Source organism: Varibaculum cambriense (assembly GCF_022133705.1).
Classification (GTDB): Bacteria; Actinomycetota; Actinomycetes; order Actinomycetales; family Actinomycetaceae; genus Varibaculum; species Varibaculum cambriense_A.
On sequence record NZ_JAKNHJ010000010.1, the window covers coordinates 38,145 to 64,489 of the forward strand.

General features: G+C 54.8%; 20 protein-coding genes and 1 pseudogene. 6 read left to right on the forward strand and 15 right to left on the reverse strand.

Translation table 11 applies throughout. The annotated features are described in order from the left end of the window. The first annotated feature begins 120 nt into the window (after window positions 1-120). Window positions 121-1,062, forward strand: coding sequence for an aldo/keto reductase (locus L0M99_RS05945; protein ID WP_024059708.1), 942 nt, complete (start codon window positions 121-123; stop codon window positions 1,060-1,062). Between the two features lie 144 nt (window positions 1,063-1,206). After that, window positions 1,207-3,234, forward strand: coding sequence for an acyltransferase family protein (locus L0M99_RS05950; RefSeq protein ID WP_238128071.1), 2,028 nt, complete (start codon window positions 1,207-1,209; stop codon window positions 3,232-3,234). A gap of 187 nt (window positions 3,235-3,421) precedes the next feature. On the opposite strand, the gene iolD is transcribed toward L0M99_RS05950, so the two are convergent. From iolD to iolC, 4 genes are read right to left on the reverse strand one after another with little or no spacing between them, the layout of a single operon-like run. Further along, window positions 3,422-5,323 (reverse strand): 3D-(3,5/4)-trihydroxycyclohexane-1,2-dione acylhydrolase (decyclizing), encoded by a 1,902-nt coding sequence (gene iolD / locus L0M99_RS05955; RefSeq protein WP_238128072.1) that lies wholly within the window; start codon window positions 5,321-5,323, stop codon window positions 3,422-3,424. Between the two features lie 2 nt (window positions 5,324-5,325). Next, window positions 5,326-6,216: a 5-deoxy-glucuronate isomerase gene (gene iolB / locus L0M99_RS05960; protein ID WP_238128073.1), complete on the reverse strand. Its 891-nt coding sequence runs from the start codon at window positions 6,214-6,216 to the stop codon at window positions 5,326-5,328. Further along, on the reverse strand, window positions 6,213-7,103 hold the full coding sequence (locus L0M99_RS05965) for a Cgl0159 family (beta/alpha)8-fold protein (protein ID WP_238128074.1): 891 nt from the start codon (window positions 7,101-7,103) through the stop codon (window positions 6,213-6,215). Before L0M99_RS05965 ends, iolB begins: the two co-directional genes overlap by 4 nt. Window positions 7,104-7,107: 4 nt before the next feature. Further along, a complete protein-coding gene (gene iolC, locus L0M99_RS05970) occupies window positions 7,108-8,103 on the reverse strand; it encodes a 5-dehydro-2-deoxygluconokinase (RefSeq protein ID WP_238128075.1) in 996 nt (331 codons plus the stop codon). A 292-nt stretch (window positions 8,104-8,395) separates the two neighbouring features. Between iolC and L0M99_RS05975 the strand changes: the two genes are divergently transcribed. Together L0M99_RS05975 and L0M99_RS05980 are read left to right on the forward strand one after the other, a co-directional pair. Beyond that, window positions 8,396-9,136 carry a GntR family transcriptional regulator gene (locus L0M99_RS05975; protein WP_238128076.1) on the forward strand — a complete coding sequence of 247 codons (741 nt, stop codon included), beginning with the start codon at window positions 8,396-8,398 and terminating at the stop codon, window positions 9,134-9,136. Between the two features lie 125 nt (window positions 9,137-9,261). After that, window positions 9,262-10,350 (forward strand): transaldolase family protein, encoded by a 1,089-nt coding sequence (locus L0M99_RS05980; RefSeq protein WP_238128077.1) that lies wholly within the window; start codon window positions 9,262-9,264, stop codon window positions 10,348-10,350. Window positions 10,351-10,542: 192 nt separating this feature from the next. Here the strand turns inward: L0M99_RS05980 and groES are convergent, their stop codons facing one another. Beyond that, entirely contained in the window at window positions 10,543-10,839 is a 297-nt protein-coding gene (groES, locus tag L0M99_RS05985; RefSeq protein ID WP_022864743.1) for a co-chaperone GroES, read from the reverse strand. Between the two features lie 264 nt (window positions 10,840-11,103). Here groES and L0M99_RS05990 point away from each other — a divergent pair, with 264 nt between their 5' ends. Continuing rightward, the gene (locus L0M99_RS05990; RefSeq protein ID WP_238128078.1) at window positions 11,104-12,450 is read left to right on the forward strand and encodes a class I SAM-dependent methyltransferase; all 1,347 of its coding nucleotides are present in this window, start codon (window positions 11,104-11,106) and stop codon (window positions 12,448-12,450) included. A 461-nt stretch (window positions 12,451-12,911) separates the two neighbouring features. Here L0M99_RS05990 and tsaD read toward each other — a convergent pair. From tsaD to glmS, 10 genes and pseudogenes are all read right to left on the reverse strand, one after another. Further along, window positions 12,912-13,958, reverse strand: a pseudogene (gene tsaD, locus L0M99_RS05995) (tRNA (adenosine(37)-N6)-threonylcarbamoyltransferase complex transferase subunit TsaD); the annotation flags it as partial. Between the two features lie 561 nt (window positions 13,959-14,519). Continuing rightward, window positions 14,520-15,281: a succinate dehydrogenase/fumarate reductase iron-sulfur subunit gene (locus tag L0M99_RS06000; protein ID WP_022864740.1), complete on the reverse strand. Its 762-nt coding sequence runs from the start codon at window positions 15,279-15,281 to the stop codon at window positions 14,520-14,522. Beyond that, window positions 15,278-17,263 carry a fumarate reductase/succinate dehydrogenase flavoprotein subunit gene (locus L0M99_RS06005; RefSeq protein ID WP_238128079.1) on the reverse strand — a complete coding sequence of 662 codons (1,986 nt, stop codon included), beginning with the start codon at window positions 17,261-17,263 and terminating at the stop codon, window positions 15,278-15,280. Before L0M99_RS06005 ends, L0M99_RS06000 begins: the two co-directional genes overlap by 4 nt. Before the next feature lie 19 nt (window positions 17,264-17,282). After that, window positions 17,283-18,041: a succinate dehydrogenase gene (locus L0M99_RS06010; protein ID WP_238128080.1), complete on the reverse strand. Its 759-nt coding sequence runs from the start codon at window positions 18,039-18,041 to the stop codon at window positions 17,283-17,285. A gap of 244 nt (window positions 18,042-18,285) precedes the next feature. After that, window positions 18,286-18,771, reverse strand: a complete 486-nt coding sequence (gene rimI, locus L0M99_RS06015; RefSeq protein WP_238128081.1) for a ribosomal protein S18-alanine N-acetyltransferase — start codon at window positions 18,769-18,771, stop codon at window positions 18,286-18,288. Between the two features lie 7 nt (window positions 18,772-18,778). Next, window positions 18,779-19,474: a tRNA (adenosine(37)-N6)-threonylcarbamoyltransferase complex dimerization subunit type 1 TsaB gene (gene tsaB / locus L0M99_RS06020; RefSeq protein ID WP_238128082.1), complete on the reverse strand. Its 696-nt coding sequence runs from the start codon at window positions 19,472-19,474 to the stop codon at window positions 18,779-18,781. 8 nt (window positions 19,475-19,482) lie between these two features. After that, on the reverse strand, window positions 19,483-20,025 hold the full coding sequence (gene tsaE, locus L0M99_RS06025; protein WP_238128083.1) for a tRNA (adenosine(37)-N6)-threonylcarbamoyltransferase complex ATPase subunit type 1 TsaE: 543 nt from the start codon (window positions 20,023-20,025) through the stop codon (window positions 19,483-19,485). Between the two features lie 8 nt (window positions 20,026-20,033). Then, window positions 20,034-21,191, reverse strand: coding sequence for an alanine racemase (gene alr, locus L0M99_RS06030; protein WP_238128084.1), 1,158 nt, complete (start codon window positions 21,189-21,191; stop codon window positions 20,034-20,036). A gap of 18 nt (window positions 21,192-21,209) precedes the next feature. Beyond that, entirely contained in the window at window positions 21,210-22,832 is a 1,623-nt protein-coding gene (locus tag L0M99_RS06035) for a bifunctional ADP-dependent NAD(P)H-hydrate dehydratase/NAD(P)H-hydrate epimerase (RefSeq protein ID WP_024059724.1), read from the reverse strand. A 24-nt stretch (window positions 22,833-22,856) separates the two neighbouring features. Continuing rightward, entirely contained in the window at window positions 22,857-24,821 is a 1,965-nt protein-coding gene (gene glmS, locus L0M99_RS06040; protein ID WP_238128085.1) for a glutamine--fructose-6-phosphate transaminase (isomerizing), read from the reverse strand. Between the two features lie 158 nt (window positions 24,822-24,979). On the opposite strand from glmS, the gene glmM reads away from it, so the two are divergent. Next, on the forward strand, window positions 24,980-26,320 hold the full coding sequence (gene glmM / locus L0M99_RS06045) for a phosphoglucosamine mutase (protein ID WP_238128086.1): 1,341 nt from the start codon (window positions 24,980-24,982) through the stop codon (window positions 26,318-26,320). Window positions 26,321-26,345: the final 25 nt, after the last annotated feature.

Here is a 26,345-nt window from a genome sequence, read left to right on the forward strand (position 1 = left end):
CTTAGACAGCTTTCAAAGGCATCAGCGGTAGCTAAGAAGTTGCATATCTCTTCCTCCGCCCTCATCTTTGCGAAACTAGTATCATGTCAATTGACAGTACAATTACTTTTGGAGGAGATAATGTACCAGGTTAAGGGCACGGAACTTTCAGTTTTTGAACTGGCTTTAGGGGCTAACACTTTTGGTTGGACTAGCGATAAGGATGATTCCTTTGCGGTAATAGATGCGTACCGGGAAGCAGGCGGGAACTTCATTGATACTGCCGATGTTTATTCTGCCTGGGGCGAAGGGCTAAAAGGCGGAGAATCCGAGACCGTAATTGGCGAATGGCTGCGCGAGCGCAAAGCACGTGACCAGGTTGTTATCGCTACTAAGGTTAGCCAACACCCCGATTTTCCCGGTCTGTCCCCCGAAAATATTCAGGCTGCCTGTGAGGCTTCCCTCAAACGGCTACAGACCGACTACATCGACCTGTATTACGCGCATTTCGATGACAATAAGACCCCTATCGCCGAGATGGCGAGGGCGTTCGATGCGCTAGTAAAAGCGGGCAAGATCCGTTACGTGGCCATGTCAAACTTTTCCCCTGCCCGGATGCGCGAATGGTTCCAGGTTGCTAAAGAGGAGAACCTGTCAGCACCAGTCGCGATCCAAAATCAATACAACCTAGTCTACCGTAAAGAGTTTGAAGAAAACTACCAGCCTATTTGCAGCGAGTTCGGGGTTGCCGAGTTCACTTACTTCTCGCTGGCTTCCGGCTTCCTCACTGGAAAATACCGTAAAGCAGAAGACCTGGCCGGCAAAGACCGCAGCGATTTCCTATCGGAATACAATCGCCCTGAATCTTTTGCACTGGTAGATACCCTGGTGAAGGTGGCTGAGGAACTCGGTTCTACCCCCACTGCAGTCTCGCTCGCCTGGCTGCGCGCCAAGGGCGTGGCTGCCCCGATTGCGTCCGCACGTAATCCGGAGCAGCTAAAGGATCTGGTGGCTTCCGTCAGCCTGAACCTACCAGCAACAGCGATTGCGACCCTAGACGAAAAATCACGACCTTTCGCCTAAATACATAGAAAGTAAAAAATTAAACTACCGGCTTGGGTGAGGATGCACCTCACCCAAGCCGGTTTTTATATGACAGTAGATTGCATATATTTATCGTGCTGCAATAGCATCCTTAGCAGGTTCACCTAGCGAAAGATCACCGATATGAGTTCTCCTGCCAATGCTGTAAATGACAAGACCCGGCGCTTCCGCCCCGAAATTCAAGGATTGCGCGCCCTCTGCGCCTTGCAAATCATAGTGTTCCACGCCTGGCAGGTAGGCTCCCCCATCGGGGTGGATGTATTCATCATGGTCTCTGCTTTCCTTTTAGCAGATTCCTTTATCCGCGGATCCGATGCTGGTAAGAGTTATTCCGTATGCAAACGCTGGATTCAAACATTCCGCCGCCTGCTTCCTCCCTTGGTGGTCACCATCCTCTTAGCGATCGCGTTAACCATCAAGTATCTACCGAAGACCAGGTGGATGGAGATCATCAACCAGTCCTGGCCATCCTTGTTTTACTACCAAAACTGGTATTTGCAGTCAGAGTTAGTCGACTATTTTGCTGCTGACCATTCCCTGTCCTCTCCGCTAATGCATATGTGGTGCATCGCAGTCCAAGGACAAATTTTCTTAATCTTCCCGGTAGTCTTCGCGGTAACCGCCCTGCTCTGCCGCAAATTAAAAATCTCCGTCCGCAAAGGGATTTTCACTGTTTTTTCTCTCTTAGCCCTGACTTCATTTGCCTGGTTACTAGTAAAGTTTTTCGACGGTACCGCTTCACAATACTATTTCGACACTCGCATTCGATTTTGGGAGTTCGCGATCGGAGTTTTAGCGGCTCTTGCTATGAACAGGGTTAAGGCCGGATCCAAATGGCATGACGCCCTGGGGTGGTTTTCCATCGCAATCATCGTGGTTTTCGGTCTGCTCTCCGTGGGCACCTACCCCGGTCCCATCTGCATCCTGCCCATAGTCGCAGCATGCCTAGTAATGCTATTTGTTCGCAGTGATTCGAACTCCAGCTCGGCACGGCTGTTGTCTTGCCGTCCTCTGGTATATATCGGGGACAATTCCTACGCCCTTTACCTGGTACACTGGCCAATCTTCGCGGTTTATATGGGTGCGCGTCAGCAGGCTAACCTTTCTCTTTTCGAGGGCGGATTCTTATTCCTAGTTTCCTTAGGGCTAGCAGTCCTTCTAACCGAGCTGGTTGATAACCCGGTACGTTCCCTGAAACTATTCAATAAGACCTGGCTGCATAAAGTCAGCGTTATTGTCTTGGCTTTGGCGGTTGGTGCCGGTGGCATTGCTACCGCCTCTTGGCAGATAAACAAGCGAATCTCTCCCGCCAAGCACGTCACAGTTTCTAGTCACCCCGGCGCGCGAATCCTCCTACAGAAAAATCCGTCCAGCAGTTTTAAAGAAGATCCCTTGCCCGCTCCTGGAGAGCTAGGTAAACAGTGGGCAAGCCTGCCGTACCAATGTGACAGCGCATTTGCTGGGGCACCAGATTTTGGAGAAGCCGCCGGTCATAACAATTCTTGTCGTCAGCTTCACCAGGAAGGTACTGATGGTGCTAATGTCCTGGTATTTGGTGATTCCCATGCCGAGCAGTATCTGCCCGCTATCCAAAAAACGGCAGAGAAACGCAACTGGAATTTAGCCGCGCTGCTAATGGGAGGCTGCAAGATCTCCCGTGACTTTGACGGCCATGACGATACCTGCAAAAAATGGGTACAAGCCGGATTGGATTGGGCGTTAAATAAGGCAAAACCCGATGCGGTGATTATGGTTTCCACGCTTACGCAACCTGGTAGCCCTGATCAAGTATTACCTGGTCACCCCGATGTCGTGTCCGAGTTCCTGACAAAGGGGATAAAGGTAATAGGGATGCGCGACACCCCTAATTATTCTCAAAATATCTATGAGTGCGCTGTGTCAGTCCCTAATCCCCAGTCCTGTGGCGTCCCCTATGGACAGGTGTATTCGAAGACTCTTAACGGTCTGCCTGTAGAAAACCCTGGTTTCCATTTCGTGGATTTATCGCCGCAGATATGTCCCAACGATGCGTGCAGTCCCTTGGTCGGTAATCTTTACGTTTATATGGATCATGACCACCTAACTAAGTATTATTCCCAGTCCTTAGAAGATTTCTTCACTCAGCAAACCAAGGGGATCCTGGAACCCTAGCGCTGCGAAAACCGCATCTTTAAGCCAGACTGAACTCGATAATCCCCGATAGGGGCTAATACACCCACCCATAAAAATACTCCCGGGGCGGAGAGCTTTTGGGGGGTTATCCCAAAAGGCTCTCTGCCCCGGAACTTTCGGGCGTTAGCCCGACTCATTCACTATTAGATTTGCCAGAGACTATTGGCTACTGCTTCCAGTAGTGACGCTGATCCACCAGCGCTTCCTCGTATTCTTTCCGAGCCTGCTGGGTGGATTCAATGCGCGAAACTTCCGGCACCGCCACGTCCCAGTACGAACAGTTCGGCGGGTTCGGACCAAACAGGTTGGTCTCGATATGAATCATCACTGCCCGCTCAGATTTCTCCGCCTGGCGATAGGCATCCCGGAACTCTTCGATAGTGTGCACTTTCAGCACTTTAATTCCCCAAGATTCCGCGTTCTTGGCGATATCTACCGGCAGTAGCTCCCCGTCCTCGTTATGGGGATTGCCATCACCCATCCGGTAGCGAGTTCCGAAACGCTGAGAGCCGTGAGACTCCGAAAGCGAACCAATCGACGAGAACCCGTAGTTTTGCAACAAAACATAGATAACCTTGATGTTTTCCTGCACCACCGTCGCCAGTTCCATCGGTAGCATCTGGTAGGTTCCGTCCCCAACGATTGCCACCACTTCCGAATCCGGCAACGCCATCTTGACCCCCATAGCCGCGGGAATCTCGTATCCCATGCAGCTAAAGGCATACTCTACGTGGTATTGCACCGGAGTCTTCGCTTGCCACAGGCACTGCAAATCGCCTGGCATCGACCCGGCGGCGTTAATCACCACATCGTTGTCGCCCATCATGTCGTTAAGAGCCCCGAACACCTCGGTTTGCGCCGGCAGCTCTTGGTCGTGCGCCCCGTAGCATTCGGCGGTCTTTTCGAACCAGTCTTCGCGCTCGCTGGCGATCTCGCGGCTGTAATCTTCGGATACCCGGTAATCCCCGAGTGCCTCTTTCAAAGCAGCCAGCGCCAACTTGGCGTCAGCCACCACCATTTCACCCGCGTGTTTAGCCGCATCGAAGGCTTTCACGTTGATGTTTACAAAGCGCACATCCGGGTTCTTGAACTGGGTGTGGGAAGCGGTAGTGAAGTCCGAGTAGCGAGTACCCACCCCGATCACCACATCTGCTTTATCCGCCAAATGATTTGCGCTATTGGCACCGGTAGAGCCGACGCCCCCTACGGCGCATTCATGGTCATAGTTGATGGCGCCTTTACCGGCCTGGGTATCGGATACCGGAATCCCGGTAGCGCTCGCCAAATCGCGTAGCTCCTGGGAGGCTTCCGCGTAGATCGTGCCCCCACCGGAAACAATCAGAGGACGCTTCGCCGACTTAATAATCGCTGCCGCCCGCGCCATCTCGGTCTCAGATACTGCCGGGCGGCGTACATGCCAAACCCGCTTTTCGAACATTTCTACCGGCCAATCGAAGGCTTCGGCCTGTACGTCTTGCGGCATTGCCAGCACTACTGCTCCGGTTTCGGCCGGGTCAGTCAGTACCCGCATGGCGTTCATCAAGGACGGCATTAGCTGTTCGGGCCGGTTGATCCGGTCGAAGAAACGTGAGACACAGCGGAACGCATCATTAACGGTTACGTCCAAAGAACGCGGATCCTCCAACTGCTGGAGCACCGGATCCGGGTAGCGGGTAGCGAACTGGTCAGAAGGCAGCAGCAATACCGGCACCCGGTTAGTGGTGGCCAGCGCCGCGCCAGTCACCATATTCAAGGCGCCCGGACCAATCGAAGTGGTAACTGCCAGCGTCTGCAGCCGGTTCTTGGCTTTAGCGAAAGCCGCGGCCGCATGGACTGCGCCCTGCTCGTTACGCGGCATGTAGTATTCCATTACACCCCCATCAGGGGTGGAATCTAGTTCGTTTTGCAGCAGTGCCTGACCGATGCCACACACGTTGCCGTGTCCGAAAATCCCGAACGTACCCGGGATCAGGCGGTATTCTTTGCCGTCACGCTCGGAATACTGGTTGATTAAGAAGCGGATTGTCGCCTGCGCGGTGGTTAGGCGAACGGTCTCAAATTTTGCCATCCTTAGTCCTCCTTGATGGTGGCGTTGGTCATGGGCAGACGGGGGTCGACTTCGCCGCCACCCCAATCTTCGGTGAGCCAGACATAGTCGGGATCAATAGTTACCAGCCAGGTGGCGTCCTCAGCAGGGCCGGCCATTACGTTCAAATAATACAGGTGGTATCCGGGCGCGGCTACGGACGGACCGTGCCAACCGTGCGGCATTACTACTACATCTCCGCTGTGTACCTCGGCGCACACATCAATAGTGTGTCCTTTAGAGGGGTAGATGCGTTGCAGTGCCATTCCGGTAGTGCCATTGGCAGCCGGCTTTACCTGGTAGTAATAGATTTCTTCCAAAATCCGTTCAGTTTCGGAATGCTCATCATGTTTGTGAGGAGGATACGAAGACCAGTTACCACCGGGAGTAATCACTTCGGTGACCAGCACGTGGTCAACCTCTACCGGATTGCCCATCGTGTAGTTGTGGACTTCCCGGGTGCAGTCGCCCTTACCGCGAATCATGGAGATGACTTCATCCTGGGGGCAGTAGCGCAGCGGTTTTTCGTTATTGGCCTTCGAGCTGGGCAGCGCGAACCGCCCGCCCTTTTCGCTGCTCACCGTAAAGGTGGTGTTAATCGGTACGTACAGGTAATCGGTGATTTCACTCCAGATATCCTTACGTCCCTTGATTTCGAAAGTTTCACCGCCAACCTTAACCGTGCAGCCGCCCTCGAGAGGTAAAACCAGCAGTTCCGAATTACCGGAGGTGACCTCTTGGCTGGCTCCCGCCGGCAGATTCAAGACTTTCAGTCCCGAGAACTCCCAACCGGCTTTTTCCGGGGTTAAATCCAATTCGTACTGGCCATTTTTTAGCTGACCGTCGCGGAATAAATAATTTTCGTTATTACTCATAGCAAACCTACCGTCTCGTCTACGGCCTGCGCCACATCGCCGCTGGCCGGGAATAATAGTGAACGACCGATGACCAACCCTAAGACATTGGGCAGCCGCAAAGCTTTACCCCATGACTGCATGGCGGCATCGGGATCCTTAGATACTTCTCCCCCTAGGATCAAAGAGGGAAGTGTAGTAGCTTCCATGACGCGTTCCATCTCGGCAACGCAAGGAAGTTTCAACCAGGTATAGGCACTGGTACGCCCCAGCCCAGCCGCTATCGCCATCGACTTGATAACAGCTTCCGGGGTGAGGACGTTGCTAACTTTTTCAGCGGGGCCTTCCGAAATAAACGGCTCGACCATCGCCATCAGTTTTCGCTCTGCCAGTTCATCGATGGCGCGGGCAGTCGCCTGCAAAGTGGAGACGGTGCCTGCATCTGCATAGTTGACCCGGGTTAGCATTTTTCCCCCGGCCAAACCGGCATCTTCCACGCCTTGAGCGTCGTAGCAGTTGAAGCGGTCATCCATCCCGAAACTAGCTCCCGCTAGTCCGGCGCGGTTCATGGATCCGAAAACCACTTTATTATCGAGGGCGCCCAGCAGTGCCAAGTCCTCGATCATATCGGCGGTCCCTAAGAAACCGTTTACTCCCGGTCGCGAGAGCGCTTCCACGCAGCGCGCCAGCAATTCTTCCCGATCGGCCATGGCGGAGGGATCGTCTCCTGCTGCCAGCGCCCCGCGCGCCGGGTGGTCGCAAGCAATGACCATCAGTTTTTCCGGTTTACCGTCTTTTCCTTGTAGCGCTTCTTTCAGGCTGGGACGAGGACGGTTTTGCAGAGTTTTCGCTATCCGTTCCGGTTCAAAGGTACGGATTTCTGCCAGTTTTGAGATTAGCTGTCCCATCGTCTTACCTCTTAGTAATAATCGGAGCGGACTGCGGGTTCTTGGAAATCATGTCTAAGATTTCCGGTTCAGAAGGCATCGCCGTGGAGCATTCCAAACGGGAGCTTACAATCGCCCCGGCGGTGGAGGCCGCCGAAATAATCTGCGGTAGTTCCCAGCCCGAGAGTAATCCGTGACAAAGCGATCCTCCAAATGAATCGCCCGCACCCAGTCCATTGGTGACTTTCACCGGAGTTACGGGGACTTCAATCCGCTCTTCCCGGGTCTTGCACAAAGTTCCCAGGGGCCCCTGCTTAACTACCGCGATTTCTACTCCCCGCTCCAGGAGGGCGTCGGCGGCGCGATCCGGCTCGGTTTCTCCCACCGCGATGCGGCATTCTTCTTTATTGCCCACTGCGACTGAAACTTTCTCTAGCATTCGCTCCACTTCGCGGTGAGCGGTTTCTTCATCGCTCCAGAAAGTAGAGCGGTAATCTAAGTCGGCAATCGTCCATTTATCTTTGTCTCCTAAATCCCGCAGGTCTAGGGCGTGGTGGTGGGCACTGCGCGAGGGTTCTTCCGAGAGGCCGGTAACGGAAATCCAGAAAATCCGGGCGTCTTTCACGGCGTCCTCGGGAATATCTGCTTCCGTTAACTCCAGGTCAGGGGTAGAAGGCTCCCGGTAGAAGTAGAGGGGGAAATCGTCGGGCGGGAAAATCTCGCAAAACGTTACCGGGGTGGCAAAGTTGGGATTATCCACCACATAGGTGTCATACACCCCCAAAGAGCGCATCTCGGAACGCACGAACTTACCGAAAGGATCTTTGCCCACTCCGGTGATAATCGCGGACGAGTGGCGCAGCTTCGCGGCTGCTACCGCTACGTTCATGGGACTGCCACCCAAGAATTTTCCGAACTGTTCCACCTTTTCGAGCCCTACTCCGGTCTGCAGCGGATAAATGTCTATCCCAGAGCGCCCAATAGTAAGCACGTCTACGGCCGGCATCTTAAAACTGTTCATACCAGCGATCCCCTTTTTGCATCGTTGTTGACTACCTTGTCAGCGCCACGCGCGATGGTTGCCACAAAGCTGCGACGCTTTGTAATGACATTCTAGCAAAGTTCTATAGCGAGGGGAAGCCTGAAATTCAAATTTCGAGTTCTAGAACCACCGAACGGGTGACAAAAATCAATTACGCACCCTTAACCAAAGATGCCTTCAACTTTAATTTTAGGTGTATTCTACATTAATGTAATAGCTATATAACAATGAGCGCTATTGTAGCCTGAAAGCGCCCTAGGAAGGAGTCCCCATGGCAACGCTCAAAACCTATGTAACCGATATTGAGCTCGACCATTCCTCTCCCATTCCCCTGTACCACCAGATTTCTGAACCCATTAAGGAGTTAATCCTAGACGGCACTATCCCGCCGGGAGCAAAACTTGAAGATGAGTTATCGATGGCCTCCCGCCTGGGAGTATCGCGCCCCACTGCCCGGCGCGCCCTGCAATCGCTAGTTGATTTACGTTTGGTGGTACGCAAACGCGCGGTAGGCACTATTGTTGCCCCTAAAGAAATACACCGTCAGGTTAAACTGTCTTCCCTCTATGACGACTTAAAAGACTCCGGACAAAAGCCCACCACCAAGGTTATTTCCTATGAAGAGGTCGAGGCCAGCCAAGAGATTGCAGAGGATCTACGCCTTGAAGAAGGACAAACAGTTATCAAAGTTGTGCGCTTGCGCCTTGCCAATGGCGAGCCACTAGCGATTATGACCAACTACCTTCCCTCGGAAGTTGCCCCCACCGAAAAGGAGCTACGTTCGGGAGGACTTTATGACGCTATGCGCAGCCACGGGCACGAAGTGGTCAGTGCTTCGCAAACCATTTCCGCCCGTAAAGCCAGCAGCGAGGAAGCAGAAATCCTACAAGAATCACGGGGAGCTGCAATTTTGAGTATGCGACGCATTGCTTACAACCAATCCGGGGTTCCCATTGAAATCGGGGATCACGTTTATCGCGCCTCTAGATATCGCTTCACCGTCAGCCTTTAGTGACGAAGCTCACTCCCTCTTTGCTCTATTGTCCTGTCAAAGTCTTGACGCTATAGTTTTTTCCCCTTAACCTGGAAGGGAACCGGCACCGAAGGCGGTGTCCGTTAAAGAACGAAGGAGACTCAATGACCGAGATTAAGATGACCCCCGGTCCCCTGCTAGATGCAGCCAAGAATTCAAAGACCGCGCTGTGGAACGATTCTTCCGATTTGGAAGAACTACGTCAGTCGATCTCTTGGGGCGGAGTAGGTGCGACCTGTAACCCAACCATTGCTTACACTACTATTTCCAAGCACCTAGACATCTGGGCTCCTCGCATCAAAAAGATTGCCGAGAGCATGCCCACCGCCACCGAATCCGAAATCGGTTGGCAGGCTGTTAAAGATATGTCCATTGAGGCCGCTAAGCTGCTAGAACCAGCCTTCGAAGCCTCCAATGGACGTAATGGTCGCCTCTCGGTGCAGACCGATCCGGCGAACTACCGCAACGCCAAGGCACTAGCCGACCAGGCAGTAGAGTTCTCCGAAATGGCTCCCAACATTGTGGTAAAAGTACCTGCCACCAAGACTGGGATTGAAGCTATCGAGGACGCCACCTACCGGGGCGTATCCATGAACGTAACCGTGTCCTTCTCCGTTCCCCAGGCAGTTGCCTCCGGTGAAGCCATTGAGCGCGGTCTGAAACGGCGCGAAGCTGAAGGCAAAGACATTTCCACTATGGGTCCGGTCGTAACCTTGATGGTTGGCCGTCTCGATGACTGGCTGAAGATCTGCGCAAACCGCGACAAACTGGTTCTAAACCCCGGACACCTGGAATGGGGCGGAATCGCTGCAGTCAAGAAGGCTGCTGCCGAGTTCGAAAAACGGGGCTTGCGTTCCCGCATGCTAGTTGCGGCCTTCCGTAACACCATGCAGTACACCGAGCTAGTTGGTGGCGACATCGTTATTTCTCCGCCTTTTGCTTGGTCCAAGCGGATCCAAGAGTCCGATTACCAGTACGAGCCGCGCTTCGAAGAGCCAGTAGCGGACGAAATCATGGAAACTTTGATGAAGGTGGAAGATTTCCGCCGCGCCTACGAGGTAGATGGCATGAGCGTCGAAGAGTTCGACACCTTCGGCCCCACGGTGCGTACCCTCCGCGGATTCCTCAAGTCCAACACCGACCTGCAGGAACTAGTCCGCGACGTGATTTTGCCGGCGCCGAAAGAAAAGTAGTTCCGCGTGGCGAAATAACAACTAAATAGCTTTAAAGTCGGGGGCGAGATTTTCTCTCCCCCGACTTTTTTCATCACTGCAACGCTTGCTCCCGCAGCGGCAAGAGCAGACAAAAGGCGGGGTCGGATTTCTCCGACCCCGCCGATTGCTTTATGGCTTAATGGCGCGAAAACCGCGCGGCCACGTTAATGCTTAGCGCTCAACCTTTGCCAAAATGTCACGCGCGGAAAGAATCAAGTATTCTTCCCCGCCGTACTTGACCTCGGTACCGCCATACTTGGAGTAAATCACGCTGTCGCCCTCGGCAACATCCATCGGAACCCGGTTACCCTGGTCATCAACGCGACCCGGTCCCACCGCGATTACTTTACCTTCCTGCGGCTTTTCTTTAGCAGCGTCGGGGATAACCAGACCCGAAGCGGTCTTTTGTTCCGCTTCTGCCTGCTGAATCACGACGCGATCTTCTAACGGCTTAATGGAGACTGACACTGCAGACCTCCCTTTCTTTTTCCAAAAACTTTTCGGTTTTAGTACCGGAACTTTGACGTCGCGGGTTGCCAGATTTCCGGTGCCAGTCTGGAGTCTTACAACTCCAAATGCACTATTTAGCTTAAGTGTATTCTGGCACTCAATCAAGCTGAGTGCCAGGTTTAGCTTACGCCCTCGGCGAATCCAGATATTTCCCGCTTCAACATTGCGAAACGACCAGGAGGCCAGCTCGGTTAAACTAAAAGTGTTAGAGGGGAGAAAACTATGGTTACTGCCAAGCCGCTACTTAGTTACCCGCAGCTGCGGCAGCTAATCGCGCATTTTCCACCAGTAGAGGATCCGATGGTAGCGGCGCTTACCACCCAATCCGGCTGGCAGCTTTTACAAGAAAACCCTGCCCCAGACCCCTCCGAAACAGCAGCTATCGCTAAGCACCTGCGCCAGCACTACCCGGCAAATCTGGTTGCGTCTTTACAGACCCAATGGAAACTGCGGGAGAAAGCCCAGGAAAAAATGGGGAGCTCGCAGGCCAGGAACTGTTTGTTTACCCGCGACGGGCTGGAACAGGCGACCCGGAGAATTGTGGCCAGGCAGCGAGCTAAACGTTTTGCAGCCGCCGGCGTTACCAGCCTGATAGATCTCGGGTGCGGGATTGGCGCCGACTCTTTGGAACTGGCACGCATCTGCCCAGATTTTCGCGCAGTCGATCAGAGCCCGGCGGCCGCCACCTGTGCGGCGATTAACCTTGCTGACCAGCCAGGTGCCCAAGTTCTATGCACAAGTGCCGAGCACCTTGTCGCCCAGAAAACTCTGCCCGCCCTGTTTGTGGATCCGGCACGCCGCGCCGCTACCGGACGTGTCCTCTCCCCTGCCGCCTGGTCCCCGCCCTTCGGGACAGTATTGGAATGGGGAAAGCGCGCACCCTATCTGGCAGTAAAAATAGCGCCCGGCATTGATCTCGCTAACCTGCCAGCTGGCTACCACGCCCAATGGGTGAGCGTAGCGGGCGACCTGGTAGAGTGCGCCCTCTATTCCCCCGGACTTGCCCCCGAAGGCCCCGGACGTTCGGCGCTAATCATCGAGGGCGGCGGGGTAACCCAATTCCGCTGCGCTAGTGCCCGCAATCCGGGAGACAGCCACGTGCAGGTTCCGCAGGCAGCTAGCTTGGGGCACTATCTTTTCGATCCCGATCCTGCGATTATTCGCGCCGGAATCTTACCTGACATTTGCGACCGTTTAGAGGCCGCGCCAGTATCTAGCGCAATCGCTTATCTGACTGGAAACACTCTTCCCACCGGCGACGACGCCCCGGCACTGCACTGCTACCAGATAGTGGAAAACCTACCTTTGAAAACCAAGGTGATTAGCTCTTACTTGCGCTCCCGCCAGGCTACTCGCTTGGATGTCCTAAAGCGGGGAGTCGCCCTCGACATTGCTGCCTGGCGCAAAAGAGTAATGCCCAAAAAGCAGCGGGACTGGACTCCCCGCACCGTAACCGTAGCGCTAACCCGGGTAAGTGGAGCGCACCGGTGCCTCGTGCTAGAGGGCGCGGCGAAACCTCAGGACGATAGCCCGGCGCTTCTTGCCGACTGCCCGTTCAGACCCCGATAGAGTTATCGGCGGGGCTCCACATCATCGGGCGGCTCGACCGTCACGGACGGTTCATCCGGATCTGACTTTTTCGCCTGCGAACGCTCGTGTAGGCGCTGCTGTGCTTGCTTGGCGTATTCGCGCCCCTTTTCCGCCGCCTGTTCCATGTAGGGGCGTGCCTTCTCCATGGTTTCTTCCGCATATTCACGGCTTTTCTCTGCCGCCTGCTCCACGTAGGGGCGAGACTTTTCTACCGCCTGCTCTACGTAGGGGCGTGCCTTCTCCACGGTTTCTTCCGCATATTCACGTCCCTGCTCTACCAGTGGTTTAATCCGGTCGGCAGCCTTTTCCAACCCGGGACGCATTTGGTCAAATGACTTCGCCATGTTTTCTTTCACCTTTCGATAGATACTCTCCGCATCTACCTGCTTTTCTTGGGGACTGTTGGTCTTAGTCGCTGGTTTTTCCGTATCCTCAGGGCTCGGAGCCATGTAAATCTGGGTGAGCGCCATCTGAGAGTCAGGGCCGAAATCTATTGGCAAGGGCGGCATTCCCGCTTTCACTAGCGCCTCGCCTAGGGCAGCGATTTGAGCACCATTGTCGGTACAGAAACGAATCGGAGGAATCCGCACGGTAATCTCCGCAGATTCGGCGCGTTGCGCAAGCAGCTCACGCAGGCGCGAATTCGCGGAAAAACCGCCACCTACCACGATTTCGCGGCAATCAAAATCTTGAGCTGCCTGTACCGCTTTCTTGGTCAGGGAATCATTTACCGCCTCGGAGAATCCGGCGCAAATGTTTTCGCGGTTAATAGTTTCCCCGGTAGCCTCTAGCCCCTCAATATAGCGGGCAACCGCAGTTTTTAGACCGGAGAACGAAAAGTCATAGCGGTGACGTTCTTTGTCTTTTCCGGCCGCGAGTCCCCGCGGGAAACGGATAGCTTTCTTGTCCCCCGCCTGCGCCAAGCGGTCTACGTGCGGACCTCCCGGATAAGGGGTACCCAGCAGGCGCCCTACTTTATCGAAAGCTTCCCCGGCGGCATCATCAAGTGTGCCCCCCAGTTCCGTAATATCGGTGGCGAGGTCGCGCACCAGTACTAGGTTCGAGTGTCCCCCCGAGCAGATCAGCCCGATAAAGGGTGGGTGAAAGTCCCCCTCTACCAGGGCATCTACCGCCAGGTGTCCGATTACATGGTTTACGCCGTACAGCGGTTTATCTAGCGAAAGCGCCAGGGCTTTAGCCGCCGAAATACCCACGGTTAGCGACCCCACAAGTCCGGGACCTGCCGCACAGGCAATCGCGTCTACCTCGCTTAACGCTACCCCGGCCTCTTCACAGGCAGCCTGCAAAGTGGGCAGGAAAGATTCCAGGTGCGCCCGGGACGCAATTTCGGGAATGATTCCCCCGTAACGAGCATGCTCGTCCATCGAGGTAGCAGTGCGATCTGCCAGTAGTTTTCCCCCGCGCACCAGCGCCACGCCGGTTTCGTCGCAGGTAGACTCGATTCCCAGGATCAGCGGTTCACTCATAGTCCCCATTTTACCCATACCCCAGATTCTCGGCCTAACGATATCGCCTCTAGCTGTAGTAACTCTCTTCGAACAGCATCCGGACATGGCTTCTTCAAGGCATGGGGCTTCACCAAAAAACAGGACATTGAGGTCAAAAATCAGGACATTAGATTAAAAAATCAGGACATTGCCTGGAAGGGGCTCAGTCCAGTCTCGGCTCGGCACGCCCAAAAACTCTACGATTTCTTCGGGAACGAGGACGTTTTCTCGCGTTCTCAGGTAACGGAGATATTGGGGATAACCCCCTCCCCGGCCTCTGAACTTTTGCGAAAACTCCTGGGTGCGTCCCTAATCACCAAAGTGAAAGGCAAAGGAAAAGGTAAGTACCGCTTCAGCTGCAATATAGGAGGACGGTCAGCTAAGTCAGGTAGCTAATAGTATACGGGGCTAAAAGATGCAGCGATTTTACTGCTAGCTACAGGGGCAGATCCTCAAATATATGGAAGGCGGGCTCGGAGAAAATCTCCGAGCCCGCCTTGGCCATGCAAAAGAACGGCTATTTAACTGTTAACTGCAGATTTAAACTCCAGATAGAACAGCTTTGCCGAGCTGCCGGTTTAGCACCGCGATAAAGTCCAGCGGAACCTGCTTGGGGCATACCGCCGAGCATTCACCAAAGTTGGTGCATCCACCGAATCCTTCAGCACCCATCCGGTTAAGCATCTGGGTAACCCGCCGGAGATTCTCCGGTTTACCTTGCGGCAAAAGACCCAGGTGAGTCACTTTCGCAGCGGTAAATAGCATCGCCGAACCGTTCGGGCAGGCAGCCACGCACGCTCCACAACCGATACAGGCCGCGGCCTCGAAAGCCCGATCCGCATCCTTCTTGGGAACCGGGGTGGCATGTGCATCCGGAGCGGCGCCGGTATTAACCGAAATGTATCCGCCCGCCTGAATAATACGATCCAAAGCGTTGCGGTTAACCACCAGATCCTTAATGATCGGGAATGCCTTAGAGCGCCAAGGCTCAATGGTAATAGTGTCCCCATCCTTGAAGGAACGCATATGCAGCTGGCAGGTGGTGGCGTTATCCTTCGGATCCGGGGAATGGTTTCCATGCGGAACCCCGTTAATCACCAGGCCACACATACCGCAAATTCCCTCGCGGCAGTCCGAGTCAAAGGCGACCGGCTCTTCCCCGCGGGCAAATAGATCCTCGTTGAGGATGTCCAGCATTTCCAGGAAAGAGGAATCCTCGCTAACTCCGTGGAGCTGATATTCGTGGATAGCTCCCTCGGCGTCTGGGCCAGCCTGACGCCAGATTCGCAAAGTGATGTTCACTTGTAGCTCCTTGTCTTGACCTCGATATTGTTGTAAATCAGATCCTCCTTGTGCAGGACAGGGGGCTGATTCTCACCTTTCCATTCCCAAGCGGCTACATACATGAAGTTTTCATCGTCACGCATAGCCTCTCCTTCCGGAGTTTGGTGTTCTTCCCGGAAGTGGCCGCCACAGGATTCTTCACGATGCAGCGCATCGATACACATCAGCTCGCCTAGCTCTAGGAAGTCAGCCAAGCGACCGGCGCGTTCTAGCGACTGGTTCATCTCGCCGCTCTTCTTGCCCGGGATCCGTACATTGGTCCAGAACTCGTTACGCAGGTTCCGAATCAAGCCGATAGCTTTCTGCAGCCCCTCACGGGTACGGGACATCCCGCAGTACTCCCACATAATGTGGCCAAGTTCCTTGTGGATAGAGTCCACCGAACGGGTACCCTCAATCGCCATCAAGCGGTCAATACGCTCTTGCGCCTGGGCTTTGGCAGCTACCACATCAGGATGGTCTTGCGGCAAATCCTGCCAATCCAAGGTATGAGCCAGGTAGTCATTTACCGTATTCGGCAACACGAAATAACCATCAGATAGACCCTGCATCAAAGCAGAGGCACCCAGACGGTTAGCACCGTGATCAGAGAAGTTAGCTTCCCCGCCCACATACAGCCCCGGGATAGTGGTCTCTAGGTCATAGTCAACCCAAACCCCACCCATGGTGTAGTGCACCGCCGGGTAAATCCGCATCGGAACCTCATAAGGATCGTCATCGGTAATCCGCTTATACATATCGAACAGGTTGCCGTACTTGGCAGAAACAGCTTCCTTACCCATACGCTCAATCGCATCCGCGAAATCCAAGTAAACACCGCGAGCAACGCCGTCAATCTCCGGACCTACCCCGCGACCCTCATCGCACATATTCTTGGCTTGCCTCGACGCAATATCGCGAGGAACCAAGTTACCGAAAGAGGGATAGATACGCTCTAGGTAGTAGTCACGATCTTCTTCCGGGATTTCCCGCGGGTCTTTCTTGCAATCCTCTTTCTTCTTGGGAACCCAAATACGTCCATCGTTACGCAAGGATTCACTCATCAAAGTGAGTTTAGATTGCTGATCACCATGCTGCGGAATACAGGTCGGGTGGATCTGGGTATAGCAAGGGTTAGCAAAATAGGCACCCTTACGGTGAGCCCGCCAAGCAGCAGTACCGTTACACCCCATAGCGTTGGTGGACAAGAAGAAAACATTCCCATAACCACCGGTCGCCAAAATAACAATCGAGGCAGTGAAAGTTTCCAGTTCACCAGTTTCCATATCGCGAGCCACAATCCCGCGCGCCCGACCGTCCGAAACGATAAGTTCTACCATTTCGTGACGGGAGTGAGATACCACGGTGCCCGCGTTGACCTGACGCTGCAGCGCCTGATAGGCGCCGATCAGCAGCTGCTGACCCGTCTGACCCCGCGCATAGAAAGTACGGGATACCTGCACCCCACCGAAAGAGCGGTTATCTAGCAGGCCGCCGTATTCGCGGGCAAAAGGTACTCCCTGCGCTACACACTGGTCAATAATATTGGCAGATACTTCCGCCAGCCGGTAAACGTTAGTTTCCCGAGCGCGGTAGTCTCCGCCCTTAACCGTGTCATAGAACAGGCGATAGTCAGAGTCGTTGTCGTTGCGATAATTCTTCGCCGCGTTAATCCCGCCCTGAGCCGCAATCGAGTGCGCCCGACGAGCAGAATCCTGGTAGAAGAAAGCATCGACGTGGTAGCCCATTTCGCCTAGCGAAGCAGCAGCGGCGCCCCCTGCCAGGCCGGTGCCTACCACGATCACTTTGATTTTACGACGGTTAGCCGGGTTAACCAGCGCCGCATTGAACTGGCGCTGCTTCCAGCATTTTTCAATCGGCACCTCGAGCGGTGCCTTCTGGTCAGCAATCGGTTCGCCAACGGTGTACAGACCGTCGACTAGGTTTTGTTGTTCAGTCATCTTACGCATCCTTCCCTAACTAACACGCCACCGGAGCGGGGTTGGTGATTACCAGATACAGCGGTGGGATGGCGAACATGGCGAACAGCAATAGCCCCACGATCCCGGAAATATAAACGGTCGCTTTATGCGTGTTTTCCCGGATCCAACCCATAGTTTGCAGGGCGGACCAAACGCCGTGCCCCACGTGCAGCGCCACAATCGCTACCGCACCCAGGTAAATGATCAGCGTCCACCAGTTAGCTGGCGAGAACGTGGTTACCATCATGTTCCACGGTGCTACCGGAATCATTACCCCGTCTACCTTGCAGGTGGCAGAGCTGTATGCATCAGCTGCGCCAATCTGCACCCACTTCGTGGTGAAATGGAAGATATGGAAGAAGATAAACAGCACTAACAATACGGATCCGACACGTACGGTTCGGGTCGCGTAGTTGTTAACCACATTCTGTTTGACTACGTACTTCTGAGAGCCTCGTCCCTTGCTGGCGCGATGCCAGAGGTAGAAGGCACAGATCATATGGATAACAACGCAAGCAAGTAGCAGTACGCGCAGAATCCAAAGCAGACCTTCATAAGGCAGGATAGGGGCACCGAAGACCCGTAGATGGTGGGCATAGCCGTTGTAGGCATCAGGCCCCGCCAGGATCTTCAGGTTGCCGTAGGAATGCATTAACACAAACAGTACAAAAAATATGCCGGTAACAGCCATGCACTGCTTCGCGAAGACCAGGGTGTTCCAGCTTCGCCTCTTCTGAATTTCTTTTGTATTGGCCACGATTCACAGGCTAACCCACCGGTTTTCTAAGACTTAGGAATTTGGGGCTAGATAGAGAAAAAGCCGCGAAAAAACCAAATAAGAACTAGCACCCTATTCCGGGTTTACCTGCAAAGATCGGGGAATAATCGACGGGGTGAGGAAGGAAAAACCAGGTGGGGATTTCCAGCAAGAAAATAATAGAAGCAGGGATTTTTTAAACAATTGAGAAAGCTTGAAGTTGTTAAATACATTTCCCTGGTGCTTAAGGGGAGGTTATTTCTACGCCGATCGGCCCGGGAGACGGGCTCGCTAAGCGCTTACGCATTACCAACGCATCCTCGCGGGGATGGGAATAATATCCGCGGCGCACACTCAAGGCCGCAAAACCGGCGCGTTCATAAAGTGCGATCGCAGCCTGGTTAGAGCGACGCACTTCCAAAAACATTTCAGTTGCTCCCCGTTTGCGGGCAGCGCTGAGAGCAGATTTTAAGAGGGCGGCTCCCAGTCCGCGGCGACGCTTTCCGGGCAACACTGCCAGGGAATGTAACTCAGATTCGGGAACTAACACTTCCAGGAGAGCTGCCCCCACCAACAGAGAATCCTCCCAAATTCCCATGGCTAGCCCGTAACGGGCCGATAACAATTGCCGCAGTTGCGTGTCAGTAAAAGCCTCTCCCCCAAAACAGGCTTTCTCCAGGGCGAGCAGCGCGGGCACGTCCTCGAGACTTAAAGAAACGCAGCTACTCACAAAACCCCTATTTTCCCTTATTTGGAGGCTGCACGTCCGGGCGGCGCAAATACAGGGGAGATACCGTATCGAGTAACTCATCAGCTGACTTCCCAGCCAAGCGTACCTGCGCGATCCGGCCGAGGACTGCCGCCTCTACCTCGGTAGGGAGCCCGGGATTTAACGCCAAGTCTTGGGGATAAAGCCTCGCGCCTGCTCCTGCCACAATCAGCTCGGGAGTCGCCGCTCGGTTAGCGAAAGTAGCGGGTCTGCCCACTTCCGGTCCCCACAGGCAGCAAACATCATCGGGGCCGTCCGCGCGATACTGGGCGCAATAAACCTCTTTACGGCGCGCATCGGTAGCCACAAAGACTTCTTGCGTGGGCGGAACCAGATCTAATACTGCGCGTGCCAGGGCATCTAGGGAACTAATCCCAATCACCGGAACTCCCAGCGCATAACCAATCGTGCGGGCAGTAACCAACCCGGAACGCAATCCGGTAAAAGGAGCCGGGCCGCGTCCTACTGCCACCGCCTCAATACCGGCTTTCGCGAGGGCGCACCCGCAAGCTTCTTGCACTACCTCACTTACCAGTTCGGAAAGATGCTCAGCATGAGACCGGGAATCTTGGCTAGACCGGCTAGCTAACACCGGGGTCTTGGCTTCACTATCCCACAGGGCAACCGAAGCACCCAGCGAAGTATCAATACATAAAATCCGCATACTATTACCTACTTTTCTTGTCCGTCCTCAAACGCGGAAAAAATCTGTTCCCAGTCCGTTCCTTCCCAGCGCTTCCCCAGCGGGCGGATAGTGATTGTCCGTTTCCCATCATCCATTTCCGCCAGATCTACTACCCCATCACTGCTGGTAGCGATCCCTCCTTGTTCCCGATGAATCTCGATCTCCAGGCGATCAGCCGACAGCTGTTCGGTTTTGCCTTCTCCCCATTCGATGACGGTAATCGCCTGATCCAAAGTGGAGTCCAAATCGAGGGTTTCTAGATCGGTTAAATCTTTGATCCGATAGGCATCGGCATGAATCAGATCCGGTCCTCCCGTCAGGGACGGGTGTACCCGGGCAACGATAAAAGTGGGGGAAGAAACCCGCCCTTTAACCTGCAGTCCAGATCCTATTCCCTGAGTAAAAGTAGTTTTACCAGCTCCTAGCCCTCCGGAGAGCATCACTAAATCACCACGCCGGAGGTTTTTGGCTAAGAGCTCTCCCGCGGCGCGCGTCTGCTCGGAAGAATTAACGGTGATAGTAAAGGACATGTTTCCTCCTAGATATAGACTCGCGGCACCCGAGGATTAAGGCCAGTAACAATCGTATAGTTTATGGTTTCGGCGGCCTTCGCCCAATCGTCGGCGGTGGGTTCCCCTTGGGAGCCATCTCCCCACACCCGCACCGTCGCGCCGGCTGCCAGCGGCGGTTTGTCCTCCTCGCCGCTACCTAAATCCACCATGAATTGATCCATACAAATCCGGCCTACCTGTGGGTATTTCTGTCCGTTGGCGGCGACCCAGATTTTTCCCGAGGCATGGCGGTCAATTCCATCCGCATATCCCAACGGCACAATCCCGATATAGGTATCCTGGGGCGCCACCCAAGTTCCCCCATAGGAAACCGGATGCCCGGCAGGCAGTTTCTTGACGCTGATCAAATCGGCCTCTAAACGCATAATCGGGGTGAGCTGCAAGCTGGCAGTAGTGGCACGTTCCGGATTCGGGGTGAGGCCGTACATGGCGATCCCATAGCGCGCCAGGTCAAAATGTGCCTGCGGATGCCACAGCAGTCCCGAAGAAGCCGAGAGGTGATGAACTAGCTGCGTAAAACCGCGTTGGAAAGCAAGTTCGCACGCCTGCTGGAAGGTAGCCAGCTGGCGCGCAGTTGCTTCTTCTCCCGCTCCGGCTTCGTCTCCGCGCGCTAAATGCGACCAGATCCCGCTAACTGCTACGGTGCCTTCTTCACTGGCGAGCGCTGCCGCCGAAAGTAATGGAGCGAGCTTTTCAGGCAGTGCCCCCTCGCGTCCCATCCCGGTATCCACCGCCAGGTGAATGCGGGCTTTCTTACCCGCAGCCCGGGCGGCACTGGCAACGCGCAGTAGGGTTTCAGGGTTAGAAACCGCAATATCCAGCTCCGCTTTAATCGCGGCTTCCAAATCCGCATCGGGACTAAAAATCCAAGTAAAAATGCGGGTTTGCGGAAAATCTTTCAGTGCCTTGCGCAATTGCATTGCTTCCGCGAGCTGCGCCACCCCAAACCATTTGATCCCGAACTTAAGGGCGGCAAGCGCAATCTGCGCGCCTCCATGCCCGTAAGCATTGGCCTTTACAATCGCCATTGCCTGCACATTCGGGTCACATTTGCCCAGCTGTTGCAGATTTTTTTCCAGTGCCGACAGGTCAATAATCGCGCGCGCCGGAAAATCAGTATCCATGACCATGACTATACCGCTCTAGGCTTGGCTCAAAGCATAGGCGATAGCCCGGGGAACCTGGCGGGCAATATCGGTAGCCACTATCGGTGCTCCCAAAGACGCCCCGCCGGACAGATCGTCACCGGTAAACGGAAGTCCCGCCGCTTTGCGGGCTGCCATGGCATGTACCCAGGCAGCCGAGGCAACCGCGGCTGACATTTGGGAAGGAGTCAGGCGGCGCCCCGATTGCTCTGCGCGGGCTTGGTGTTGGGCTAATACTGCCGCGGTGATGCCCGCAAGTACATCACCTGAACCGGCAGTGCCCGTCCAAAAAGGCGCCCCGGCCTGGCTAAACATAGTTTCTTCGGGACTGGCAATCACAGTTACTGCCCCTTTAAGCAATACTGTTGCCCTGGTTTTATCCGCTAAGAACTGCGCCCAGGCAGCCGGAGAGGCCTCCACCTCGGCGCGAGTAACCCCGCCACGTCCTCCTCCGGCTCCTAGGGTAGAAAGTAGACGCGCCGCCTCCCCCGCGTGCGGGGTAAGCACCGCACGGTGACTAAGCTGCCCCCCGGGAACTTGCGCCACAATTTGGGGATAAAAATCAATAGCGCCCGCGTCCAGCACCAGGGGAATTCCGCTGGTAGCAGCCTGTACCGCTTGGTTAATCGCTTCGCGTACCCGGGCAGAATCTTTAGGGTCAATACCTGGCCCTGCCAGCAGGCATTGATGCTTGCCGGCACCGGAAACTGCCTGCGGGAAACGAGACAATATTGCGAAGGCCGCATCCTCGGGCCCCACATAGCGCACCATCCCGGCACCGGCTCTGCCCGCGCCCTCAACACACATCACCCCGGTTAGGGGGAAGGCGGAAGAACCGGCAACTACCTGTACTACCCCGCGAGTATATTTATGGTCTTCGGCGCCAGGAACCGGCCACAAAGCCCCCACGTCACTTGCCTCCAGGCGGGCTAGCCGCGCCTCTTTCATTGGCAAACCCAGATCTACCAGCCGGACTTGCCCGAATTGATAGGCGGCCGGAGGAAGCAGGCAGGAGGATTTGCGTCCTCCCATAGTTACGGTCACGTCAGCTGCCAGGAAAGGACCGGGCAGGCGCCCGTCATCGGTGAAAATCCCGGAGGGAATATCGATCGCCACCCGCAGCACTTTTAAACGCCGAGTTTCATATAAGCGATTCAATTCCTGCGCTACCTGCGCTAAGGGTTCGCGTAATTTACCGTTTACCCCGGTTCCTACCAGGCCATCAATCCATACCTGGGCGGCGCGGGCGCGGCGGGAAGTAAGGCGCGCAATCTGGCGGCTACTGCCCGCTAAATCCACCCGCTCGATAGTTACTTCCGCTTTTTCTGCCGCTGCCAGCGCTTTTTCATGCGGCTTGTCTGTCAGCAGTAACGCGAGGCAGGGATACCCCAGTTTCGCCAGATAGGACAGAGCATAGAGACAATCGCCCCCGTTATCGCCGCCGCCGACTAAACCCAGAATCCGGGTCTCCTCAACTTTGGCACCGCGGGCAAGTAGAAATTCGACAGTAGTATCACTGACTTCGCCAGCCGCCTTTTTCATCAGTGATCCTTGTGGATGCTCGGCTACTACTTTGGCTTCAGCTTCCCTTACTGTCTGTTTCTCGAATGCCTCAATCATGCCGCCAGATTTCCTTCCTGCTGACTATTCCACGGTCACCGATTTGGCTAGGTTGCGCGGTTGATCTACGTCGTAGCCCTTGCTCTTGGCTACTTCACAGGCAAATACTTGCAGCGGAATCACCGTTAGCAAAGGCAGATAGAGGGTGGGGGTGCTGGGAACCCGGAAAATATGGTCAGCGTATTTGTCGACTTTATCGTCGCCCTCTTCCGCTACTACCAAGGTTATCGCGCCGCGAGCGCGTACTTCCTGCAGATTCGAAAGCACTTTTTGGTGCAGCTCGGGACGGCGCGGGGTAGGCACTACCACAAACACGAACTGTCCCGGCTCGATTAGGGCGATGGGGCCGTGTTTGAGCTCTCCGGCGGCGAAGCCTTCCGCATGTACATAAGCGATTTCTTTTAGTTTTAGCGCTCCCTCCATGGCTACCGGATAGCCCACATGCCGCCCTAAGAAAATCGTGGATTTAAGTTCGCTGCCATAGCGTTTAGCGACCTCTACTACCGGTTCTATTTGATTGAGCAGGGTTTGCATCTTGTGGGGCACTGCCGCCAGTTTTTCCAGGTAATCCGCGATTTCATCAATATATTTATTGCCACGTACCTGCGCCAAATACAGCCCCAGCAGGTAGCAGGCAGTGATTTGAGCAGTGAATGCTTTCGTGGAAGCTACCGCAATTTCTGGGCCGGCATGGGTTAGCAGCACCGCATCGGATTCGCGAGGAATCGTAGAACCGGGGGTGTTCACGATCGCCAGCACTTTCGCGCCCTGTTCGCGCGCGTGCCGCACCGCCATAATGGTGTCCATGGTTTCCCCGGACTGGCTGATCGCCACCACTAAGGTGCGCTGGTCAACAACCGGGTCACGGTAACGGAACTCGCTGGCCAGCTCGACCTCTACCGGAATCCGGCACCAATGCTCAATCGCATAGCGGGCAACCTGTCCAGCATAGGCGGAAGTGCCGCAAGCAATAATCACCATTTTGTTTACTTGCCGCAACACGTCTTGACTGATACGCAGCTCATCTAGCGTCAGGTAGCCTTGCGCATCGGTTCGATCCTGCAAAGTGGCAGTAACTGCCTGAGGTTGTTCATGGATTTCTTTTTCCATGAAAGTACCCCACCCGCCCTTAGAAGTGCGGTCTACTGAAAAATCCACGGTGAATTGCTTGGGAGTAACCTCTTTGCCGGCACTGTCGGCTACCCGCACCTGTTGGGCGGTCACCATCACCAGTTCGTCTTGCCCAATTTCTAGGCAGTCTTTGGTGTGATCGGCGAAAGCTAAAACGTCCGAACCGAGGTAGTTGCAGTCTTCGCCTACCCCGATAACCAGTGGCGAGGAGCGCCGTGCGGCAACCACCATGCCGGGGGCATCCCGGTGAATCGCCAAAATCGTAAAAGTCCCTTTCAGCTGCGCCATAGTCTTTAGTAGCGCCCTTGATAGCCGCGCCGCCGCCAAGTGCGCCCCGCCAGCGACCTCCGCGGAAACTTGGGCTTTATCTAGCACCGGAGCAGGTACCTCAGCTGCGCCCTCCCCGAGAGACGTACCCGCGCCCTCGTCAGCTAAATAGGATGCTGCCAGCAGATTCGCGATTACTTCCGTATCGGTTTCAGAAACGAAACTGAAACCCTGATTTTCGAGGACGCGACGCAAGTTATCGGCGTTTTCGATAATGCCGTTATGTACTACCGCGAGTTGCCCGTCGGAAGAAGCATGGGGATGGGCATTAATATCTGTCGGTCCGCCGTGAGTAGCCCAGCGAGTGTGCCCAATCCCCGCGAAAGCCTCCGGCAGGGGATTTTCCTGCAAATCTGCCCGCAAATTCGCGAGCTTTCCGCTCTTTTTACGAATCTCGATACCACCGGGGGTAGCTAGTCCAATCCCCGCGGAGTCATATCCGCGATACTCCAGGCGGGACAGACCCCCCATAATCACTTCTTCTGCATCTTTAGTGGGCTCTCGCCCTACCATTCCTAAGATTCCACACATGAGATAGATTTTTTCACGAGTTGTTCCTCATTGCTATCTCGCGCGCCTAAGCAGTGTAAATACGAATTATCGCCGACAGTTGGTTGCTTGACAAAACCATCCCGGCTTGGTGGGGTAGGCTGAGAAAGTCAGATTCTGCTAGTTGAAAGACAGGTAAAATGGGCAGACTTTTTGGGACCGACGGAGTGCGCGGCCTAGCAAATAGAGATTTAACCCCAGAATTGGCTTTGGAACTGGGACGAGCCGCTGCAAAACAGGTACGCAAAGATGCGCCGAAGGGCAAAAAATTGCGGGCAATCGTTGCCCGGGACACTCGCATGTCCGGCGATTTTCTGGACCACGCGATCTCGGCGGGTCTAGCTTCCGAGGGCGTGGACGTTAACCGCATCGGAGTCGTAACCACTCCTTGCGTCGCCTACCTGACCGCGAAAGCTGACGTCGACTTGGGAGTCATGATTTCTGCCTCTCACAACCCGATGCCAGATAACGGGATTAAATTTTTTGCCCGGGGCGGCTATAAACTCCCTGACGCAATCGAGGATCAGATCGAACAGCTGCTGGGTGAGGATACTGACCGCCCCACCGGCGATAAGGTCGGAGAGATTGAAGAAGAGCGGGAAAGCGCCGAAAAGCTTTATATTAAACACTTGGTGCGGGCAGTGGGGGATCTTTCTGGCCTGCGTGTAGCCGTGGATTGCGCCAATGGTGCGGCTTCCCATCTAGGTCCCGAGGCACTACAAGAGGCAGGAATCGACACCGTAGTAATCAACGCCTCCCCTGATGGACGCAATATTAACGACAATTGCGGTTCTACCCACCCCGAACAGTTACAGAGCCAAGTGGTAGCTGCCGGATGTGACTTCGGGGTGGCTTTCGATGGTGACGCCGACCGCTGCCTGGCAGTTGACTCCCAAGGAAACCTGGTCGATGGCGACAAAATCATGGGAATGTTAGCCGCCTACTTCAAGGAAAAAGGCGAGCTAACCGGAAACACCCTAGTGATCACGATTATGTCGAATCTGGGGCTGATTTTGGCGATGAAAGAAAAAGGCATCAACACCGTACAGACCGCTGTTGGTGACCGTTACGTCCTCGAAAAAATGCGCGAACAAGGATTCGTCCTGGGCGGGGAACAGTCCGGTCACGTGATTAACGGTAACCACGCCACCACTGGGGATGGGATTCTGACCGCGCTATGCATCGCCCGGGCAGTTAAAGACGCTGGTCAACCTTTAGAGAAGATTTGCGAGTTCGTAAAACGCTTACCGCAGACCCTGATTAACGTACCGAACGTGGACAAGACCCGCACCGATGATGCCGGGTTGCGGGCAGAAATCGCTAAAGCCGAGGAAGAGCTGGGCGATACCGGGCGGGTAGTGCTCCGTGCCTCGGGAACCGAACCGCTGGTGCGGGTAATGGTAGAGGCCGCTACCCAAGAACAAGCCGATGCGGTTTGTGAGCACCTAGCTGGGGTGGTAAAAGAGCGTCTGTCTTTGTAAGTTTTATGTTCTGCGTCTCGCCAGG

What these genes read in the sequence shown, in the direction of transcription:
- iolC (WP_238128075.1), bottom strand. Translation starts at nt 8,103, where the DNA reads ATGAACAGTTTTAAGATGCCGGCCGTAGACGTGCTTACTATTGGGCGC.
- tsaB (WP_238128082.1), bottom strand. Translation starts at nt 19,474, where the DNA reads ATGCGGATTTTATGTATTGATACTTCGCTGGGTGCTTCGGTTGCCCTG.
- glmS (WP_238128085.1), bottom strand. Translation starts at nt 24,821, where the DNA reads ATGTGTGGAATCTTAGGAATGGTAGGGCGAGAGCCCACTAAAGATGCA.
- L0M99_RS06035 (WP_024059724.1), bottom strand. Translation starts at nt 22,832, where the DNA reads ATGATTGAGGCATTCGAGAAACAGACAGTAAGGGAAGCTGAAGCCAAA.
- L0M99_RS06005 (WP_238128079.1), bottom strand. Translation starts at nt 17,263, where the DNA reads ATGACTGAACAACAAAACCTAGTCGACGGTCTGTACACCGTTGGCGAA.
- L0M99_RS05980 (WP_238128077.1), top strand. Translation starts at nt 9,262, where the DNA reads ATGACCGAGATTAAGATGACCCCCGGTCCCCTGCTAGATGCAGCCAAG.
- L0M99_RS05975 (WP_238128076.1), top strand. Translation starts at nt 8,396, where the DNA reads ATGGCAACGCTCAAAACCTATGTAACCGATATTGAGCTCGACCATTCC.
- L0M99_RS05945 (WP_024059708.1), top strand. Translation starts at nt 121, where the DNA reads ATGTACCAGGTTAAGGGCACGGAACTTTCAGTTTTTGAACTGGCTTTA.
- iolD (WP_238128072.1), bottom strand. Translation starts at nt 5,323, where the DNA reads ATGGCAAAATTTGAGACCGTTCGCCTAACCACCGCGCAGGCGACAATC.
- tsaE (WP_238128083.1), bottom strand. Translation starts at nt 20,025, where the DNA reads ATGTCCTTTACTATCACCGTTAATTCTTCCGAGCAGACGCGCGCCGCG.
- glmM (WP_238128086.1), top strand. Translation starts at nt 24,980, where the DNA reads ATGGGCAGACTTTTTGGGACCGACGGAGTGCGCGGCCTAGCAAATAGA.
- iolB (WP_238128073.1), bottom strand. Translation starts at nt 6,216, where the DNA reads ATGAGTAATAACGAAAATTATTTATTCCGCGACGGTCAGCTAAAAAAT.
- L0M99_RS05990 (WP_238128078.1), top strand. Translation starts at nt 11,104, where the DNA reads ATGGTTACTGCCAAGCCGCTACTTAGTTACCCGCAGCTGCGGCAGCTA.
- L0M99_RS05965 (WP_238128074.1), bottom strand. Translation starts at nt 7,103, where the DNA reads ATGGGACAGCTAATCTCAAAACTGGCAGAAATCCGTACCTTTGAACCG.
- L0M99_RS05950 (WP_238128071.1), top strand. Translation starts at nt 1,207, where the DNA reads ATGAGTTCTCCTGCCAATGCTGTAAATGACAAGACCCGGCGCTTCCGC.
- alr (WP_238128084.1), bottom strand. Translation starts at nt 21,191, where the DNA reads ATGGATACTGATTTTCCGGCGCGCGCGATTATTGACCTGTCGGCACTG.